Below are 19,402 nucleotides of genomic sequence, written 5' to 3'. Positions count from 1 at the left end.
TCACGTCCATCCCCGAGGACGCGGCGAAGGGGCAAAGGGGACATATACGGTGACTGAGTACACAACCGTGCGGCAGCGTCAGGTGCCGGGCGGTGTCGTTGCCGACCCCGATCTGCGCGGGCTGCTGGCCGGGCTGACCGCCGTCCGCGACGGCGACTTCCGTACCCGGTTGCCGCAGGACGGCGACGGACTGCTCGCGGAGATCGCGACGGTGTTCAACGGCATGGTCGACCAGTTGTCCCTGTTCACCTCCGAGGTGACCCGCGTGGCCCGGGAGGTCGGCACCGAGGGGCAGCTCGGCGGCCAGGCGGAGGTTCCCGGCGTATCGGGCACCTGGAAGGACCTGACCGACTCCGTCAACGCCATGGCCGGCAACCTGACCGACCAGGTCCGCGACATCGCGCAGGTCGCCACGGCGGTGGCCACCGGCGACCTCTCGCAGAAGATCACCGTCGACGTGCGCGGCGAGATCCTCGAGCTGAAGAACACGATCAACACGATGGTGGATCAGTTGTCGTCGTTCGCCGACGAGGTGACCCGGGTGGCGCGCGAGGTGGGCAGCGAGGGCCGCCTCGGCGGGCAGGCGCAGGTCAGCGGGGTGGCGGGCACCTGGCGGGACCTGACCGACTCGGTGAACTTCATGGCCGGCAACCTCACCAACCAGGTGCGCAACATCGCCCAGGTGACGACGGCGGTGGCGCGCGGCGACCTGTCGCAGAAGATCACCGTCGACGCCCGCGGCGAGATCCTCGAGCTCAAGAGCACCATCAACACGATGGTGGACCAGTTGTCGTCGTTCGCCGACGAGGTGACCCGCGTGGCCCGCGAGGTCGGCACGGACGGGCGGCTCGGCGGGCAGGCGCAGGTCAGCGGGGTGGCGGGCACCTGGCGCGACCTGACCGACTCGGTCAACTCCATGGCCGGCAACCTGACCGGCCAGGTGCGCAGCATCGCGCAGGTCGCCACGGCGGTGGCGCGCGGCGACCTGTCGCAGAAGATCACCGTCGACGCCCGCGGCGAGATCCTCGAGCTGAAGAACACGATCAACACGATGGTGGACCAGTTGTCGTCGTTCGCCGACGAGGTGACCCGGGTGGCGCGCGAGGTCGGCACCGAGGGCCAGCTCGGCGGCCAGGCCCGGGTGCCCAACGTGGCCGGCACCTGGAAGGACCTGACGGACAACGTCAACTCCATGGCCAACAACCTCACCGGGCAGGTCCGCAACATCGCCCAGGTGACGACCGCGGTGGCGCAGGGCGACCTCACCCGCAAGATCGACGTCGACGCGCGCGGCGAGATCCTCGAGCTCAAGACGACCATCAACACGATGGTCGACCAGCTCTCCAGCTTCGCCGCTGAGGTCACCCGGGTGGCGCGCGAGGTGGGCAGCGAGGGCCGCCTCGGCGGCCAGGCCGAGGTCGAGGGCGTCTCCGGCACGTGGAAGCGGCTGACCGAGAACGTCAACGAGCTGGCCGGCAACCTCACCCGCCAGGTACGCGCCATCGCCGAGGTGACCAGCGCCGTGGCCACCGGCGACCTGACCCGTTCGATCACCGTGGACGCCTCGGGGGAGGTGGCCGAGCTCAAGGACAACATCAACTTCATGGTGCAGTCGCTGCGCGAGACCACCCGGGCCAACCAGGAGCAGGACTGGCTCAAGACGAACCTGGCCCGCATCTCCAGCCTGATGCAGGGCCACCGCGACCTCGAGGTCGTGGCCACCCTGGTGATGAACGAGCTCGCCCCGCTGGTCAATGCGCAGCTCGGCACCTTCCTGCTGGTGGACGAGAGCACCGGCGGCGCGGAGCTGCGGGTGATCGGCAGCTACGGGCACCAGAGCGCGGGCGGACGCTTCGCGCTCGGCGAGTCGCTGGTCGGGCAGGCCGCGGTCGCCAAGCGGCCCATCGTCGTCAACGACGTGCCCGCCGGGTACTTCACGGTCTCGTCCAGCCTCGGCTCGGCCGTACCGCTGCAACTGGTGGTCCTGCCCATCGTCGTCGAGGACCAGGTGCTCGGCGTCATCGAGCTGGCCTCCATGGCCGCCTTCACCGACGTGCACCGTGACTTCCTCGACCAGCTCATGGAGGCCATCGGCGTCAACGTCAACACGATCGTGGCGAACGCGCGTACCGATGTGCTGCTCACCGAGTCGCAGCGGCTCGCCGCCGAGCTGCGGGCCCGCTCGGAGGAGCTGCAGGCCCGCTCGGAGGAGCTGCAGCGCTCCAACGCCGAGCTGGAGGACAAGGCGACGCTGCTGGCCCGGCAGAACCACGACATCGAGACCAAGAACTCCGAGATCGAGCAGGCGCGCCAGGAGCTCGAGGCCCGGGCCCAGCAGCTCGCGCTCGCCTCGAAGTACAAGTCGGAGTTCCTGGCGAACATGAGCCACGAGCTGCGGACCCCGCTCAACTCCCTGCTGATCCTGGCCCAACTGCTGGCCCAGAACCCGACCCGCAACCTCACCGCCAAGCAGGTGGAGTACGCCGGCGTCATCCACTCCGCCGGCACCGACCTGCTCCAGCTCATCAACGACATCCTCGACCTGTCCAAGGTGGAGGCCGGCAAGATGGACATCACCCCGGAGGCGTTCAACCTGCAGGTCCTGGTGGACTACGTGGAGGCGACGTTCCGCCCGCTGACCACCGCGCGCGGTCTCGCCTTCGAGGTCTCCACCGGCGGCGACGTGCCCACCGGCCTGTTCACCGACGAGCAGCGGCTGCGCCAGATCCTGCGCAACCTGCTCTCCAACGCGGTGAAGTTCACCGAGCAGGGCAGCGTCCGGCTGAGCATCGACCTGGCCCCGGCCGACGAGCTGTCGCCGCAGCTCGCCGCGTACGGCTCGGTGCTCGCGTTCCGGGTCGTCGACACCGGCATCGGCATCGCCGAGCAGCAGCTCAGCGCCATCTTCGACGCGTTCCAGCAGGCCGACGGCACGACCAGCCGGCGCTACGGCGGCACCGGCCTCGGCCTGTCGATCAGCCGGGAGATCGCCCATCTGCTCGGCGGCGAGATCAGCGCCCACAGCGTCCTGGGCCAGGGCAGCACCTTCACGCTCTACCTCCCGGCGACCCACGTGGGCCCCGTGGTGGCCGCCACCGCCGACGAGACGCCGGCAGCCGACGTCTTCATCCGCCCGCGCCCGCACGGCGGGGAGCACACCCGCCGGCTGCTGGTCGTGGAGAGCCACGCGAACGGGCTGCTGACCCTGCTGGCGGAGGGCGCGGCGGCCGCCGTGGCGCGCACCCACGGCCCGGTCCAGGTGTCCACCGCGGTGGATCCGGAGAGCGCGATCGCCGACCTGCGGGCCGAACCCTGCCACGCCGTGGTGCTCGACCTCGCCATGCCGGCCGACACCGGCTCCGCGTTCCTGCGGGCACTGCACGAGGACTCCGCCCTGCGGCACGTCCCGGTGCTGGCGTACCAGGGGCACAGGCTGGCCTCCGGCCAGGAGACGCTGCTGCAGGCGCTGTCGCACACCCGGCCGCTGGAACTGCTGCCGAGCCTCGACGAGCTGCGCGAGCGCATCACCCTGCATCTGTCGGTGGACGTCGCCGGGCCCATCATGCCGCGCCCGGAGGCGGAGCCCGAGGTCGTCGTCGCGGAGGAGATCCCCGCCAAGCTGGACGGCCGCAAGGTGCTGGTGGTGGACGACGACGCCCGCAACGTCTTCGCCCTCACCAACATCCTCGAGCTGCACGGCATGGAGGTCCTCTACGCGGAGAACGGCCGCAAGGGCATCGAGATCCTGGCCCAGCAGAACGACGTCGACCTCATCCTGATGGACGTCATGATGCCGGAGATGGACGGGTACACCGCGACCGCCGCGATCCGGGCCATGCCCGAGTACGCCGACCTGCCCATCATCGCGGTCACCGCCAAGGCCATGCAGGGTGACCGGGAGAAGAGCCTCAGCTCCGGAGCCAGCGACTACGTGACCAAGCCGGTCGACGCCGAGGACCTGCTCGCCTGCATCGACCGGTGGCTCGCGGACCCGCAATGACGGGCTTCCCTGGGCCTGGCCGGTTCCTCAGCCCTGGTCGGAGGAGTGGCCGGGGAAGAGATGCGCCGATGGGTCGATGACCACCGCGGCGTTGTTGACCGCGGTGGCCGCCTCGCCGAAGCCGACCGCGATCAGCCGTACCTTGCCTGGGTATTCGCTGATGTCGCCGGCGGCGAAGACGCGCGGCAGGTTGGTCGCCATGGTGGAATCGACCACGACGTGCCGGTGGTCGAGCCGCAGCCCCCAGTGGGCGAGGGCGCCGAGGTCGGCGGTGAAGCCGAGCGCCGCGACCACGGTGTCCGCCGGCAGGGACCGCGTCTCGCCACCCGCCGCCACCTGGACGCCGGTGACCCGGCCGTCGCCCAGGATGTGCCGCACCTCGGCGTTGACGATGATCTCCGTGCCCTGCGCGCGGACCTGCGCGACGCTGCCCGCGTGCGCCCGGAACCGGTCGCGGCGGTGCACCAGCGTCACCGACCGGGCGATGGGGTGCAACGCCGCCGCCCAGTCGAACGCCGAGTCGCCGCCGCCGACGATGACCACGTCGTGCCCGGCGAGGTCGGCGAGGCGCGGCACGAAGTAGCGCACCCCGTCACCGGTGAAGTCCTGTGCCGCCGGTAGGGGGCGCGGGGAGAAGCTGCCCATGCCTGCGGTGATCAGCAGCGCGCCGCATTCCACCCGCTCGCCGTCGGAGAGGCTGACGATCGGCTGCCCGTTCTCGTACTCCAGTCCCAGGGCGCGCACGCCGAGGCGGTATTCCGGATGGAACTGGGCGGCCTGCGTGACCAGGCCCGCCACCAGATCCCGGCCGCGGATGGCCGGGAAGCCGGCGACATCGAAGATCATCTTCTCCGGGTAGAGGGCGGACACCTGCCCTCCCGCCTCGGGCAACGCATCGATGAGCGTGACCGACAGGCCGCGGAAACCCGCATAATACGCCCCGAACAACCCCGTCGGGCCGGCACCGACGATCGCCACGTCCACCCGCTGCATGCCCCGACCGTACGGCCGCGGCGCGGGACGGAAAAGGCCCCGGGCGGCTGCCCTCGCACTCAGCCGCAATATCGGCGCGCCGAAGGGGGAAGTGTGCGAAGGCGACTATTCGATATGTCTGTGGGCGCCCGTCTCGGTGGCGCCTTCCTCATCGTCTGTGCCCTGCTCGTCGCCGTGGCCGGAGCCGGAGCCTGGGGTGCCCACCGTCAGCGCCAGCTCCAGAAGGACCTGACGAGGCTGCGGGGGCTGGCCGAACAGGTCCACGAGCTGCGCTACTTCAACGCGGACATCAGCGGGTGGCAGGGCTACATATTCTCCGACGCTGTACTCAACGGTGGCGCCCAGGCGGTCAAACCGGACAACTACAACCGCGCCGGACTGCTGGAGTCCAAGAATGGCGTCTACGAGCTGCTGCCGAAGGTCGACCGGGACTCCATGACCGCCGCCGAACGGGCCGAGTTCGACCGGCAGAAGGGGCTCTGGGACACGTACTTCAAGCACGACGACGAGATGACCGCCTTCCTCACCGAGGACACCCCGGCGTCGCTGAAAAAGGCGGACCAGGTCCTCAACGAGCCGCTCGACACGGCGTGGAGCGACCTCGAGGATTCGACCGGCAAGCTGATCGGCTCGGTCGCCGTGCGCGTGAAGGCGCTGACCGCCGAGGTCGACCGGATCGGCCGCATGGTGATCATCGCCGTGATCATCGCGGGTGCGCTGGCCGTGGCCCTGGCGCTGGTCCTCAGCCGCCTGGTGACCCGCTCGGTGGTGCGGCCGCTGCGGCGCAGCATCCGCGTGCTGGGCAAGGTCGGCGCCGGGGACCTGACCGTCACGACCGGGCTCACGAGCCGGGACGAGACCGGCCAGCTCGGGCAGGCGGTGGACGCCATGATCGCGGATTTGCGCGGCACCGTGCGCACCATGGCCGAGAACGCGGTCACGATGGCCGAGGCGTCGGAGCAGCTCTCCGCCACCAGTGCCCGTCTCGCCACCGGTGCGGCGGACACGGCCGCGGAGGCCGCCCGGGCCTCCGGCGCGGTGGCTCAGGTCTCCGACCACGTCAGCGGCGTCGCCAGCGGTGCGGTGGAGATGGACGCGGCGATCGCCGAGATCGCCCGCAGCGCGTCGGCCGCGGCCGAGTTCGGGGTCGAGGCGGTCAAGGCGGTGGAGGCCAGCTCGGCCACCGTCGCGGAGCTCGGCGTCTCCTCCGCCGAGATCGGCGACGTGGTGAAGGTGATCACCGCGATCGCCGAGCAGACCAATCTGCTCGCCCTCAACGCCACCATCGAGGCGGCCCGGGCGGGCGAGCTCGGCAAGGGCTTCGCGGTCGTAGCCGGCGAGGTCAAGGACCTCGCCCAGGAGACCGCCCGCGCGACCCAGGACATCATCGCCCGCGTGCAGGCCATCCAGGGTACGAGCGGGGCGGCGGTCCAGGCGATCAGCCGGATCCGCGAGGTGGTGACCGAGATCGACTCGTACCAGCAGACGATCTCGGCGGCGGTGGAGGAGCAGAGCGCCACCAGCCGCGAGATGAGCCGCGGCGTGACCGAGACGGTCAGCGGCGCCACCGAGATCGCGGCGGCCGTCCGCGGGGTGGCGGACGCCGCGCAGATCACGGACGCCGGCGTCGACCAGGCCCGTGCCGCCGCGTCGGAGCTGGCCGCCATGTCCGGCGGACTGCGCGACCTGGTGGGGCGGTTCCGGTACTGACGCTTGACCTATCCATGAAGCTCGATTAAACCGTGGTGTGACGGTCAGCCGAGCCATGGAGGACAAAGTGGTCCAGGAAAGTCCGCGTCGCAGTGTTTCGCTGGGCCGAGTGCTCGCGACGATGGTCGTACTCGGCTCCGGCCTGGCCGGCGCAGCACCAGCCGCCGCAAGCGGCGCATCCGGTACTGCGCCGGTCATGGCCGCAAGTGCGGATCCGACGGATCCGACCGACGGGCCCTGTGCGTACACGCCGACGCCCGGGGAACCCGCCGCCCGGCCGGTGCCGTTGCCGCCCGATCCCCGGCGCACGCCGAGTCGCGGCACGGTCGAGGTGATGCTGCGGACCAACCTGGGGCCGATCCCGCTGGTGCTCGACCGCGTCGAGGCGCCGTGCACGGTGCAGAGCTTCCTGCATCTCGTCCGGCACCGGTTCTACCACCAGACCATCTGTCACCGGCTGACCGCGTACCCGACGCTCAAGGTGCTGCAGTGTGGCGACCCGAGCGGGACGGGTTCGGGTGGTCCCGGCTACCGCTACGCCGACGAGCTGCCGACCGACCTGCCGCCCGCGCCGACCGATCCGACCGGCGAGCGCCGCGTCTACGCCCGCGGCGTCCTGGCCATGGCCAACGCCGGCCCGGACACCAACGGCAGCCAGTTCTTCCTGGTCTACGCGGACTCCGCGCTGCGGCCGAACTACTCGATCTTCGGCACGGTGGCACAGTCCGGGCTGGAGACGCTCGACGAGGTGGCGGCCGGGGGAGTGGCTCCGACCCCTGAGGATCCCGCGCCGGTGGACGGTGCCCCGGCCCTGACCACGACGATCAAGACGACCCACATCCGCCGCTGACCGCGCCCGAGGGGTCCTCCGCGAACGTCGCGGAGGACCCCTCGCGCATGCCCGGAGCCCGTGTCGAGCCACGGAAACCGTCAACCGGCCCCATGTCGACTGCCGCATCATGCATTGTGATCCGACCGGGAACCGAAGAGCCGCGGTATCTCCGTCGTCTCCCTCGTGGCGTCTTGCTTCGTCAGGCCTCGTCTGGCTGCCGTGCCGTCGGGTGCCAAATGCGGCCGTCGCATCGCCGAACCGTCGAATTCGTTGGCCTCGCCACCAGATGGCTGAACAATCGTTAATGGTTTAACAGCTTCTTCTCCACTTGGTGCGAGCTTCCTTGCATCGGGTGCAGCAATCGCCCCGTAACGTCATTTCCCTCGCCCGGGAGAAACCCTCCCGCGGTCCATATAATCGCGCTGCGGGAGAACCCCGTGGTCATTTTCGTAAGGATGTCGAGAAATGCGAAGCGCCGTTCTGGTCGCGACCGCCGCCGCCCTGCTTGCACCCAGCGCCGCCCAGGCCGCGCCGTGCGAGACCACCGCTCTGCTGGGCACGTACAAGTTCGGTCGTGCCGATGTCATCGCCGCTGGTGGCCTGGCGGCGGGCGTGTGGAATGCCGCGCGGGTCCGCTCCGGCTTCGCCGGCGACGATCTGATCATCACCTTTGTCCCGCGGACCGAGCGCTATGCGAGCGAGAGGCAGGTCTACACCGCCATCTACAGCGAGGTTTCCGACCCGTTGGCCGAGTGCCAGCAGGTGGGGGCCGACGGGGTCGCCCGTCAGGTGTGGATGTCGTTCCGCTGCCGCACCGGCGTGGCGCCCAACTACACCCTTCTCGTGCGGTGACCATTCCGGGTTCGAACCATTTTCAGGAGAAGACGGTGCCGACTGTCGCCATCCGCGCTCTCGCTGTCTGCGTGGCCGCAGGAATCGCCTGGACCGCAGGCGTGACGCCCGCCGCGGCTGCCGATGGCACACCCGCGGCCGCCGGCGGCACGGCCGTCGCCCATGACACCGAGTTCCGGTTGAGCGTCGGACGGGCCGCCGCCACCGGCTTCTACGACCTCGCGATGAGCATTCCGGAGCGGCCGGTGCCGCCCGTGGTGGTGGGTGGCACGCTCGCGAACCACGCCCGCTCGGGATGTGGCGTCGTCCAGCTCGCCGCCAACGGGCCCGCGGACGAGATCGTCTGGCCCACGCTGGCCTACGTGTGCGGCCCGGGGCAGACCGCTTTCCAGGCCCGGTCGTCCTACCTGTTCGGCGGCGCGAAGCCGCCGCTGCGACTCTGCGTCGGTCCGACCGTGGCCCAGGCCGAGAGCGGCCGTCACTGCGACGTCTACACGCCGCCGCCCGACCTCTGACCTTGCTGGGGGACAGCCCGGTTCCCGCTGCCGATTTCCGGTGGCGGGAACCGGGTTTTTCGTCCCACGGCGACAGGCACACGCCGGCGGGCCGGGTGGCGGCCGCTGCCGGCGTACCGTCGCGGCGAAGTGGCCGTTATGGCTCTCCTGTGCGTTTCCTCCCACTTAAAGTGGGAGGATGGCGACGGTACTGGTTGCTGAGGACGACCAGGATCATCAGCGGCTGATCGCCGGGGTGGTCCGCCGGCTCGGCCACGACGTCACCGTCGCCGACGACGGCCGGGCCGCGCTGGTGGCGGCCGCACACCGGCGTCCCGATCTCGTGGTCGCGGACGTGGACATGCCCGAGATGGACGGTCTGCAGTTGTGCCGCGCGTTGCAGGGGGATCCCGTCTTCGCGGGCGTGCCGGTCGTCCTGGTGACCGCGCTGTCGATGATCGACGACCGGCGGTTGCGGGACAGCGGTGCGCGGGAGGTCATCCGCAAGCCCTTCACGCTGCAGGAGTTGTCGACGGCGCTGACCCGTCATCTGGTCGACGCCTCGGCCGGGCCGGACGGCGACCGACCCCCGCTGTTGCAGGATCGCGCGATGGATGCGGTGTTCGTGGAGGCGTTGCTGCAGAGCGCCGACACGGGAATGGTCGCCTGCGACAGCTCGGGCCGGATGATCATGATGAACTCCGTCGTACGCGGCTTCTTCGGTGGGGACAGCGCCGGTATTCCGCTGAAGGAGTGGGCTCAGCACTTCTCGTTGCGCCACCACGATGGTTCCCCGCTGGCCGCGGACGATCTGCCGATGAGCCGGGCGCTCGGCGGCGAGGTGGTCGAGCATGCCGGCCTGCTGGCCAACGACCGCCAGGGCCGCCCCCGTTGGCTGACCATCAACGCCCGGCCGGTGCGCGACGCCGGCGGTGCGGTGGTGGGTGCGGTCGCCGCGATCCACGACATCACCGTGGAGTACAAGTCACGCCTCTACCAGATGTGTACGACAGAGGTGCTCAAGGCCCTTGCGGAGAGCCGGAGCGCCGCGGAGGCCCACCAGGAGGTCGTGCGTACGGTCGGCGGCACCCTGGGCTGGCGATACGTACGGCTCTGGCTGGTCGACCCCGTGACCGGGCGGCTGCGGATCGAGGCCACGTACACCGGCCCCGGCGAACGGCCGTTGCCCGCACCCGCCAGCATCGCCCGCGGTCAGGGCCTGGCCGGACTGTGTTGGCAGCGCGGCGAGCTGGTGTGGGTGCCGGACATCCACGCCGAGGGCGCGCCGATCCTGCCGGAGGTCGTCGCGGGTACCCGGTTCCGGGCCGCGGGAGCGGTGCCCGTCCGCAGCGGCGAGCACGTCACCGGGGTCCTCTCCTTCTTCTCCTACGACCCGCAGGAGCCGGAACCCGCCCTGGCGGTGCTGCTGACCGGCATCGCCGGCAGCGTGGGCGCGCACCTGCAACAGCACCGGGCCGATGACCTGGAGCATCATCTGGCCGCGGCCACGGACGAGTACATCGCGCTGGTCGGCCACGAGCTGCGGACGCCGCTGACGTCGATCGGCGCCTACATCGAGCTGATCGCCGAGGCGCCGGAGCTCGGGCCGGACCTGCGCGGCCTGGCCGAGGTCGTCGACCGCAACAGCCGCCTGCTGCGGGAGCTCGTCGATCAGTTGCTGGACCTGGCCGCCCTCGACGGCGGTCACCTCTCCCTGCTGAGCGGCCGGGTCGACCTGACGGAGCTGGTCGGCGACGCCGCCGACGCGGCGCGCAAGCCGGCGGCCGAGCGCCGGATCACCATCGATACGAACCTCGCACCGGAGTCGGTCGTCATCGGGGACCTGCGCCGGCTGCGCCAGGTCGTGGACAACCTGCTCGACAATGCCGTCAAGTTCAGCCACGACGACTCCGTCGTCACCGTGCAGCTCACCGGGGACGACGAGGCGGTCGTCCTGAGGGTCACCGACACGGGCATCGGCCTGCCCAGCGAGGACCGCCCGACGCTGTTCCGCCGGCTCTACCGCGGCGACAACGTGCGGCACAGCGGCATCCCGGGCAACGGGCTCGGCCTCGCCCTGTGCCGGGCGGTGGTCGAACACCACCAGGGCACCATCACCCTCAGCCCCGAGTACCCGAGCGGCACGGCGGTCACCGTGCGGCTGCCGAGCACGCCCGGATGAACCGCGCCCGTCGGCCGGCGGCCCGGCGGGCCGCCGGCCGTGAGGCCGGGATCAGCGGCCGCCGGGGCCGTGGCCGCCGCCGAAACCACCCGGACCGCCAGGGCCGCCCCGGCCGCCACCCGGCAGGACGCCGCTCTCGGCCGCCTTGAGGATCGCGGCGGCCTCGTCGGCGGTGAGCTTGCCCTCGGAGACGGCGGCGTCGAGGCGGGTCTTGAGCTCGGCCGTGCGCTCGGCCTTCGCCTCCGCCTGCCGGGCCGTCTGCACCTTCTCCAGCGCGGCGGCGACCTTGGCCTTGTCGATGCCCAGCTCGGTGGCGAGCGCCGCGGCGAGCTCGTCCTGGCGCTGCGCCCGCTCGGCCTCACGGTCGGTGGCACCGCCGGGCGGCGCCGAGGCCGAGGCCGACGGGGAGGCCGACGGGCCGGTCTCCGCCAGCGCGGGCCCGGCGAGGGTGATGCCGAGGATGCCGGCGGTGCCGGCCACGGCCACGCCGGCCGCGACGGACGTCAGTTTGATGGATCGCTTCACGTCAACCTCCGAGTCACATTGGGTCGACACCTACCGTGAGCGGCTGACCTGTCAGGAGCCTGTGGCGATCCCCAGGAGGAGCTGGCAATCGCCTCAGCCGGCGCGTCGGCGCATCACCAGGAACACGACGGCGCCGGCCACGACCAGGACGGCGGCGACGATTCCGGCCACCGCTCCACCCGACATCGTCGACTCCGCCGCCGCCTTCTCGAGCGGAGAGCCGGTGGCCGGAGCGCTCGGGACGGGCGCGGCGCTGGAGGTGGCCACCGCGCTGGCGGAGGCCGCCGACGGCAGGGTGGCGGGCGACGACGGGGAGGAGGCGGAAGGATCCATGACGGTGAAGTCGTACGAACCCTGCACCGTGTGGCCGTCGAGGGAGACCACCCGGTACGCGACCGTGTACTTGCCGTTGACCAGCGGCTCCGGCAGCGTGACGGTCGCCGTGGCGCCGTCGACCTTCGGCTCGGACGCCGGTAGCCGCTTCTTGCCGGCGTCCGAGAGGTTGACGGTGGTGAAGTCGGGGTTGAGCTTCTGCAGGAACCGCAGCTTGACCGTCTCCGGCGCCTTCTTCAGCACCGCGTTCTTGGCGGGTACGGCCTCGGCCAGCGCGTTGTGCGCCCACGCCGGACCGCCGGGCAGCAGCACGGTCAGCGCGGCGGTGGTGACGGCCAGCAGCAGGGCGGTCAGCCGAGCAGCCGGTCGCCGATCCAGCCGTCCGCGGCGCAGCCGGGCGGTACAGCGAAGACTGCGGATCCGATCGGAGTGATCCATTGGTTCAACAGGTCCTTCTCGGCTAGGCGACGCTGGATGGGCAGGAACTGGCGGGTGATGTCGGCCTGGTACGAAGCGAAGATCAGGCCGCTGTCGGGATGCCCCGCCGCGTTCGGCGGATCATCGTAGTTGTACGGCCGGCGCAGGATCTTCAGCCGGGGATCGGTGACCCGGGCCCGGGTGACGTGCGCGAAGTCGGGCATGACCGGCAGCCCGGCCGGGTCCAGGGCGGCGAAGTCCGGCTCGTCGTGCTCCTGCTGCCCGGTCAGCGGTGCCCCGGTGGTCAGCCGCCGGCCCACCGCGGCCTCCTTGTCGACGGTGCTGAGAAGGTCCCACGTCTCGATCTCGGCGCGGATGCGGCGTACGACGAGGGTGGTGCCGCCCTCCGGCGTCCACACTGCGGTGTCCATCTCGGCGCCGCGGGGGTTGGCCGTACCGTCCAACTGGCCCAGCACGTTGCGCTGGGTGAAGGCGGCCGGCTGCACCCCGGGCGTGTTGCGGAAGCCGCGCTGCACCCAGCGGACGGTGGCGAACGGCCGGGCGTCCTTGATGAGCATCCGCTGGGTGTGGGTGACGGTCATCGGGTCGTCGGCGCAGATCTGCACCAGCAGGTCGCCGCCGCTCCAGCGCCGCTCCAGCCGGTCGATGCGGAAGACGGGCAGGTCGGCCACCGAGGGCGGGCGCCGGTCCTCGAGGCCGGCCGCGCGGTAGAGGCCGGGTCCGAAGCCGAACGTGACGGTGAGCCGTGCGGGCAGCGCCGCCAGCGTCGCGTCGGTGTCGCCCAGCGCGGGCTCGCCGCGGGTGAGCCGGGCCGCGTCGTCGGACAGCAGCCGCATCATCCGGCCCAGTGCCCGCCGGTCGGTGCCGGCGGCGAGGGTGAAGGCGACGAAGGCGGCGTGCGCGGGCGGCTCGGTGGTCACGCCGGCCTGGCGGGGGCCGTGGAAGGCGACGGTGTCCGTACCGAAGCCGGCCGCCGTCGGCGCCGCCACGACCTCGGGCGATCTCCCGGTCGCGGCGGCGCCGACGGCGGCGCCCGCCGCCGCGCTGAGACCGGCGACGGAGCCGCCGGTCAGCAGGTTGCGTCGGCTGATGGTCACGGGTGGGCGCCCGCCGAGGGCATCATCGTGCCGGGGTCGTAGCTCTCGCCCGCGCCGGCGAACGGCTTGGCGATCGCGGTGAACGTCAGCGGCTTGCCGGTGGAGAGATCGAGCGTCAACGACACCTCGTCGCCGGGCTTGATCGCCGCTGACGGCTTCATCAGCATCAGGTGGTCGCCGCCCGGGACGAGCTGGTGGCTGCTGCGGGCCTTGATGACGAAGCCGCCCTGCTTGGGCTGCATGACCATCTTGCCGTCCTTCATCGCCATGGTGTGCAGCTCGACCGGCGAGGCGGGCGAGGTGGCGCCCCGTACGGTGATGTCGGCGTCGCTGTCGTTGACCAGGATGCCGAACGCCGCGGTCATGCCCTTGTCGGCGGCCTTGACCCACGGGTCGCGCACGACCAGCCCGGTCACGGCCGTGGCGGAGCTCGCCGGGGCGGCCGCGACGGGTGCGGCGGTCGTGGCGGCGTCCTTGCCGCCACAGCCGGCGAGGCCGGCGAGGCCGGCGAGGGCGGTGGTGGTCAGGAGCGCGGAGAGGGCCATGCCGGCACCGGTACGGGCACGGCGGGTGAGCGTCGTCAGCATCGTCTTCCTCGGGGTTGGTGACACGGTCATTGGTCGCTGAGGACCGCGCCGTGGTTCCCGGCTCTTTTCAGGCCCCGTCGAGGTCCGCGGCCAGTTCCTGCGGGGCGCGCATCCGCCACGCGTCAGTCACCAACTCCTGCAGCCGCTCCACACCGACCCGCGGCAGGCGCAGCATCACCAGCGGCAGGCCGTCGTAGCCCGGCGTGGTGAAGAACAAGTCGGGCTCGCCGAGCAGCAGTGCCTGCTTCTCGGCCTCGTCGCCGACGAACAGCACCGCGATGTCGGTACGCAGGACCCGCGGCTTGCCCGGCCGGCGCTCGGGATACGACCACACGAACCCTTTGTTCCCCACCCGGAAGTCGAAGCCGTCACTGTCGATCTCGACCGTGTGCGGCAGCGCCAGCGCGAGGCGGCGCACGTCGTCGGCGTCGGCCATCGGAGCCCCCTTCAGGCGGACGGTGCGGGCCTGGTCAGGGTCTCCAGCATGCCGGTGAGCTCGAGCACCCGGCGTACCGGGGGCTGCGGGTGGGTGATGCGGAAGACGGTCCCGCGGCGCATGCCCTCCGCGTACGCCCGGTCCAGCGCCGCGACGCCCGAGGAGTCGCAGAACGTGACGGCGCTGAGGTCGGCGACGACCTCGGTGACCCCGGCGTGGGAGATCGCCTCGCGCAGCGCACGGGCGAGCCCGTCCACGGTGGCCATGTCGATCTCACCGGTGACGGTCAGGCACACGGTGGTCGCTTCCCCGCGTGTCTCGATCGTGACGTTCACCGCACCCGTTCCTCGTCCCCGCCGGTGCGCAGGGTTGAGAGCAGTCAACCACACGGGACGGGGCAGACAAGGAGGGGCCGGAGCTCATCAGAGCCCCGGCCCGTCCCCGCAGTGCGGTGGTCAGCTCCGCATGTCCAGTACGAACGCCCAGTAGATCAGCGTCGAGGCCTCCGAGGAGCTCAGCACGGCCTTCCTACCGGCCGACATGACGACGACCTTGGCCATGTAGAGCATGAAGTGACGCTTGGTCAGGGCCGCGTCCACGTTCCGCAGGTTCGCGGGGGTGGCGTTGTCGCCGAGGTACTGGCGGGTGAGGGCCATGAGCCAGGCGACGGTCGGCTCGACCATGTACCTGACGGTGACCGCCGGGGCCTCGTTGCCGGCCTTGTCGACGCCGCCCGCACAGACCACCGTGCGCATACCGATGTCGGAGCCGGTCTTGGTGATCTCTGCCTGGGTGGCGACTCCGGAGCCCTCGTCGGTCGTGCGGCACGACACCACCGGGACGGCGTCGGCGCCGTACACCTTGCCGTTGGCCACGCCGAGCACCGAGACCACCGGGGCGGTCTTGTCGACGTTGAGGCTCAGCGTGTTGGTGGTGGTGTTGCCCGCCTTGTCGGAGGCCGTACCGGGCACGCTGATCGCGGCGCCCTCGGTGGTGACCGTCGCGGGAGCGGGGCAGGACGCCACCGCCGAGCCCGTGTCGGCGCAGGTGTAGCGCACGGTCGGCGCGGTGCGGTACCAGCCGGCGTCGTTCTTGACGCCGTCCACCGTGGCGGCCACCTCGGGGGAGACGAGGTCGACGTTGACGGTCAGCTCGGCGCTGGTGGCGTTGCCGGCCTTGTCGGTCGCCGTGCCGCTGACCTTCTGGCCGGCGCCGTTGGTGGTCACCGTCACGTCGGCCGGGCACTCGCTCAGGCCGGAGCCCTCGTCGGTGCAGGTGAAGTGCACGGTCGGGGCGCTGTTGAACCAGCCGTCCGCGCTCGGCGCCTCGACCAGGGAAGCCGTGATGGCGGGGGCGCTGCGGTCGACGCTCACCGTGACCGAGGTGGTCGTGGTGTTGCCGGCCTGGTCGGTCGCCGTACCCATCACGATCTTGCCCAGGCCGTCGGCGTCCACCGCGATGTCCTCGGGGCAGACGGCGATGCCGGAGGCCTTGTCGGCGCAGGTGAAGTGGACGACCGGGGCCGTGCGGTACCAGCCGTCGGCGTTGGCCTCGCCGAGGACCTCGGCGGTGATCTCCGGGGCGGTCAGGTCGACGTTGACCGTGACCCTGGCGGTGGCGCTGTTGCCCGCGCGGTCCACCGCGGTGCCGATCACGGTCTGCTCGCCGCCGTCCGTGCTCATCACCTGGTCCTCGGGGCAGGCGGCGATGCCGGCGCCCGCGTCCGAGCAGGTGAAGTGGATGGTCGGGGCGGTGCGGAACCAGCCGTTGGCGTTGCGCTCGCCGAGCACCGTGGCGGTGATGGCGGGGGCGACGCGGTCCACGTTGAGCGAGACGACCGCGGTGGCGGTGTTGCCGGCCTTGTCGGTCGCGGTGCCGGTGACCTTCTGGTCGATGCCGTCCTCGCGCAACGTGACGTCGGCGGGGCACTCGGTGACACCGGCGCTGGCGTCGGTGCAGGTGAAGTGCACGGTCGGCATGGTGGTGTACCAGCCCGCCTCGTTGACCTCGCCGGCCACCGTGGCGGTGATCGTCGGGGCGGTGACGTCGACGTTGAGCTTCACCGTGGCGGTGGCGACGTTGCCGGCCTTGTCGACGACCTTGCCGGTGATCTCCTGGCCGACGCCGTCCTCGGTGACCTTGCGGTCCGCGGGGCAGTCGGCGACGCCGGAGAGCGCGTCGGAGCAGGTGTAGTGGATCGTCGGGGCGGTGGTGTACCAGCCGTCGGCGTTCACGTCACCCACGACGGAGGCGGTGATCGCCGGGGCGACCTGGTCGAGGCCGATGGTCACCGTGTCCGAGCTGGTGTTGCCGGCCTTGTCGATCGCCGTGCCGGTGACCTTCTGCTCGGCACCGTCGACGGTGATCGTGGTGTCCGTCGGGCAGATGTTCATGGTGTTGATGCCCGAGAGGGTGTCGGTGCAGGTGTAGAGGACCGACGGCGGAGCGTTGTACCACCCCGCGGCGTTCTTGGTGCCCTTGACGGTGGAGGTGACCACCGGCGGGGTCTTGTCGATGCGCAGTGTCAGCGTGATCGTGGCCGAGTTGCCCGCGGCGTCCACGGCGGTGCCGGAGACGCGCTGGGCGACGCCGTCGGCGCTCGCGGTCACGTCGGCCGGGCAGCTCGCGATCGCCCCCGCCGCGTCGGCACAGGCGAAGCGGACCGTCACCGGCGTGTTGAAGTAGCCGTTCTTCGGCGCCGTGGACAGCGTCGTGCTGATCGTCGGCGGGACCCGGTCCGAGCCGGAGTCCACCGTCGTCGTGGTCGTCGTGGACTCGACGTCCGAGGTGGTCACCGGGGCGCTCGGCGGCGCTGTGGCGCCGGTGGCCTCCGGTGCGGCGGTGCTCTCCGTGGCGACCGGCGCCGGCTCGCTGGACGCGGTGGGCGCCGGGACCGGCGCCGTGGCCAGCGGCTCGAAGACCGGCACGGAGCCGGTGACGGCACCACTGCCGCCGTTGGCGTTGTACGCCTTGACCTCCACCACCCAGGTCTTGGCGGTGTCCAGCGGCAGCGTGGCGGAGGTGGCGGGCACGTCGACCCGCAGGATCTTCGCGACCTTGGTCTCGCCGTAACCCACCTGGTAGTAGGTGGGCGCGGGGCCGGACGCCGGAGCCTTCCAGACCACCTTGACGGTGCCGGGCGCGTCGGCCAGGCGCTGGACGACGAGGTCGGTCGGGTCGGCCGGGCGGTACCGGTCGATCATCGACTTGGCCGTCGCGCAGGCGCCGAACTCGTTCTGCGGGGTCACCGTCAGGTTGTACGACCGCGCCGGGTCGGCTTCGGGGTAGCGGAACGACAGATCCATGCTGGTCTGGTCGTGCAGCACCACTCCGTCGGCGATGCGGGTCAGCACCACGCGGTAGCCGGTGATCGGGGTGTAGCCCGGGGACGACGGGGTGCGCCAGGACGCGGTGAGGACGGTGCCGTCCTCCTCCCGCCCGGTCGCCAGGCCGGCCACGTAGCCCGGTGCCAGGCTCTTCAGGGTCCAGTACGACGTGTTCGTCACCATGTCGGCGGCGTCGACCGTGCCCACCCGGACCTTGTACGGGCTGCACACGTCGGGAGCGTCCACCGTGTAGCTCACAGTCGCGCCCGGCACGCTGGCCACGGTCTGTACGTTGCCCGCGACGCTGTCGACGAGGTACTGGTGGGCGCCCGGGACGAGCTTCCACGAGACGTTGATCTTGCGTACATCGCTCGGTGAACGTTCCACCTTGAACCCGCTCGGCGCCGGCAGGGCGGCACTGGCGGCGGTCGGCACACCGACGACGGTCACCGCCGCTCCCACCAGTCCCGCGCTCACCGCGGTGAGCAGTCGTCTGACGTCCATCTGGCCTCTTCTCGGGTCGAGCTCTGCGGGTGTCAGATCGGCGGCCAACCTCAAGCCGATCTCAAGGGCACCTCTGGGGAACCTCAAGTTCGCGGCGGGAACCGCGGACGAGAGGCCGGGGGATCAGCGGACGGCGTCGGCCGCCACCGGCACCTGCTCGACGCCGGCCTCGGTGCCGGCCGCGGGCAGGGTGAACCAGATCCGCGCGCCGCCGCGGAACTGCGGGTCGGCGCCGATGGCGCCGCCGAGCCGCTGCACGATGCGGCGGCAGATGGTCAGGCCGAGACCCGTGCCCGGGTACGCGTCCGGGTGGGCCCGATGCAGCTCCCCGAAGATCGCCTCGTGCTGCCCGTCCGGGATGCCGACGCCCTGGTCGGTCACCTCGATGTAGACGAACCCGTCCGGGCCGGTACGCGCCGAGATGTGCACCTGCGCGGGCTCGCCGGGCCGCACGTACTTGAGCGCGTTGCCCAGCAGGTTCTCCAGCACCCGGCGCAGCATCCCGTGGTCGCCGCGGACCGCGGGCAGCCGCTCCCAGGTGATCTGCGGTTCCGGCCGCGGCGCCGCGCCGGGGCGGGGCAGCTCCACGGCCCGGTCCGCGACCACGTCGTCGATCAGGGCGTTCAGGTCGATCGTCGTCAGGTGCAGGCGCGCGCCGCGCGCGGTCGAGTACGCCAGCACGTCGTCGATCAGCCGGCGCATCCGGTCGGTGCCCCGGTTGATCTCCGCGACGAAGTCGTCGTAGTCCACCGGGCGGGGATAGCCGACGTCGAGGTGGGTGAGTAGCTGGGCGTACCCGCAGATGCCGGCCAGCGGCGCCTTGAGGTCGTGGCTGATCTCCCGGGAGAAGGCCTCGAGATCCTGCACCGAACGGCTCAGCTCGCGGACGCGGCGCTCCAGCTCCGCGTTGCGGCGGCGTTCGCGTTCCAGCTCGGCGTAGACCTCGCGCCGGCACGGGGTCGCGCTGACGACGTACCACCGGTCGGACCGGCCGATCCGGCGCCGGCGCAGCGACCAGCGCCGGGCTCGGGTGGACACGAGTCGCATGGGTGCACCATCCTGGGTCGCGTCGATCGGGGAGAGGTTCGGCAGC

Annotated in this window: 15 protein-coding genes; 6 read left to right on the top strand and 9 right to left on the bottom strand. The window is 71.4% G+C overall.

Features of this window, described 5'->3' with window-relative positions:
* Positions 1 to 49 precede the first annotated feature (49 nt).
* A complete protein-coding gene (locus EDD30_RS03150) occupies positions 50 to 4,000 on the top strand; it encodes a HAMP domain-containing protein (protein ID WP_084556382.1) in 3,951 nt (1,316 codons plus the stop codon).
* 27 nt (positions 4,001 to 4,027) lie between these two features.
* On the opposite strand, the gene EDD30_RS03145 is transcribed toward EDD30_RS03150, so the two are convergent.
* On the bottom strand, positions 4,028 to 4,993 hold the full coding sequence (locus EDD30_RS03145) for an NAD(P)/FAD-dependent oxidoreductase (RefSeq protein ID WP_071805280.1): 966 nt from the start codon (positions 4,991 to 4,993) through the stop codon (positions 4,028 to 4,030).
* Between the two features lie 120 nt (positions 4,994 to 5,113).
* On the opposite strand from EDD30_RS03145, the gene EDD30_RS03140 reads away from it, so the two are divergent.
* The 5 genes from EDD30_RS03140 (at position 5,114) to EDD30_RS03120 (ending at position 11,063) form a co-directional block, all read left to right on the top strand.
* Positions 5,114 to 6,703: a methyl-accepting chemotaxis protein gene (locus tag EDD30_RS03140; protein ID WP_170047256.1), complete on the top strand. Its 1,590-nt coding sequence runs from the start codon at positions 5,114 to 5,116 to the stop codon at positions 6,701 to 6,703.
* A 196-nt stretch (positions 6,704 to 6,899) separates the two neighbouring features.
* Positions 6,900 to 7,553 carry a peptidylprolyl isomerase gene (locus EDD30_RS03135; RefSeq protein WP_394328243.1) on the top strand — a complete coding sequence of 218 codons (654 nt, stop codon included), beginning with the start codon at positions 6,900 to 6,902 and terminating at the stop codon, positions 7,551 to 7,553.
* A 447-nt stretch (positions 7,554 to 8,000) separates the two neighbouring features.
* Positions 8,001 to 8,387 (top strand): hypothetical protein, encoded by a 387-nt coding sequence (locus tag EDD30_RS03130; RefSeq protein ID WP_071805284.1) that lies wholly within the window; start codon positions 8,001 to 8,003, stop codon positions 8,385 to 8,387.
* A 35-nt stretch (positions 8,388 to 8,422) separates the two neighbouring features.
* Positions 8,423 to 8,902, top strand: a complete 480-nt coding sequence (locus EDD30_RS03125) for a hypothetical protein (RefSeq protein WP_143162672.1) — start codon at positions 8,423 to 8,425, stop codon at positions 8,900 to 8,902.
* A 178-nt stretch (positions 8,903 to 9,080) separates the two neighbouring features.
* Positions 9,081 to 11,063: an ATP-binding protein gene (locus EDD30_RS03120; RefSeq protein ID WP_071805287.1), complete on the top strand. Its 1,983-nt coding sequence runs from the start codon at positions 9,081 to 9,083 to the stop codon at positions 11,061 to 11,063.
* Positions 11,064 to 11,114: 51 nt separating this feature from the next.
* Here EDD30_RS03120 and EDD30_RS03115 read toward each other — a convergent pair whose 3' ends face one another.
* The 8 genes from EDD30_RS03115 to EDD30_RS03080 form a co-directional block, all read right to left on the bottom strand.
* The gene (locus EDD30_RS03115) at positions 11,115 to 11,588 is read right to left on the bottom strand and encodes a hypothetical protein (protein ID WP_123678040.1); all 474 of its coding nucleotides are present in this window, start codon (positions 11,586 to 11,588) and stop codon (positions 11,115 to 11,117) included.
* Between the two features lie 93 nt (positions 11,589 to 11,681).
* Complete coding sequence (locus EDD30_RS03110; protein ID WP_084556848.1) at positions 11,682 to 12,359, bottom strand: copper resistance CopC family protein; 678 nt, start codon at positions 12,357 to 12,359, stop codon at positions 11,682 to 11,684.
* Positions 12,272 to 13,450 carry a Dyp-type peroxidase gene (locus EDD30_RS03105; RefSeq protein ID WP_425321273.1) on the bottom strand — a complete coding sequence of 393 codons (1,179 nt, stop codon included), beginning with the start codon at positions 13,448 to 13,450 and terminating at the stop codon, positions 12,272 to 12,274. The genes EDD30_RS03110 and EDD30_RS03105 overlap by 88 nt, the downstream gene beginning before the upstream one ends.
* A 2-nt stretch (positions 13,451 to 13,452) precedes the next feature.
* Positions 13,453 to 14,043, bottom strand: a complete 591-nt coding sequence (locus EDD30_RS03100; RefSeq protein ID WP_071808884.1) for a copper chaperone PCu(A)C — start codon at positions 14,041 to 14,043, stop codon at positions 13,453 to 13,455.
* Positions 14,044 to 14,110: 67 nt separating this feature from the next.
* Entirely contained in the window at positions 14,111 to 14,479 is a 369-nt protein-coding gene (locus EDD30_RS03095; protein WP_071808883.1) for an MmcQ/YjbR family DNA-binding protein, read from the bottom strand.
* Between the two features lie 11 nt (positions 14,480 to 14,490).
* Entirely contained in the window at positions 14,491 to 14,814 is a 324-nt protein-coding gene (locus EDD30_RS03090; RefSeq protein ID WP_071808882.1) for an STAS domain-containing protein, read from the bottom strand.
* Positions 14,815 to 14,934: 120 nt separating this feature from the next.
* On the bottom strand, positions 14,935 to 18,309 hold the full coding sequence (locus EDD30_RS03085) for a Neogenin (RefSeq protein WP_071808881.1): 3,375 nt from the start codon (positions 18,307 to 18,309) through the stop codon (positions 14,935 to 14,937).
* A 123-nt stretch (positions 18,310 to 18,432) separates the two neighbouring features.
* Positions 18,433 to 19,356 carry a sensor histidine kinase gene (locus tag EDD30_RS03080; RefSeq protein ID WP_084557448.1) on the bottom strand — a complete coding sequence of 308 codons (924 nt, stop codon included), beginning with the start codon at positions 19,354 to 19,356 and terminating at the stop codon, positions 18,433 to 18,435.
* Positions 19,357 to 19,402: the final 46 nt, after the last annotated feature.

The sequence above is a fragment of the Couchioplanes caeruleus genome, from assembly GCF_003751945.1.
GTDB lineage: Bacteria > Actinomycetota > Actinomycetes > Mycobacteriales > Micromonosporaceae > Actinoplanes > Actinoplanes caeruleus.
Note: the sequence above shows the minus strand (reverse complement) of the source record. Positions and strands in the feature narration are given on the sequence as shown.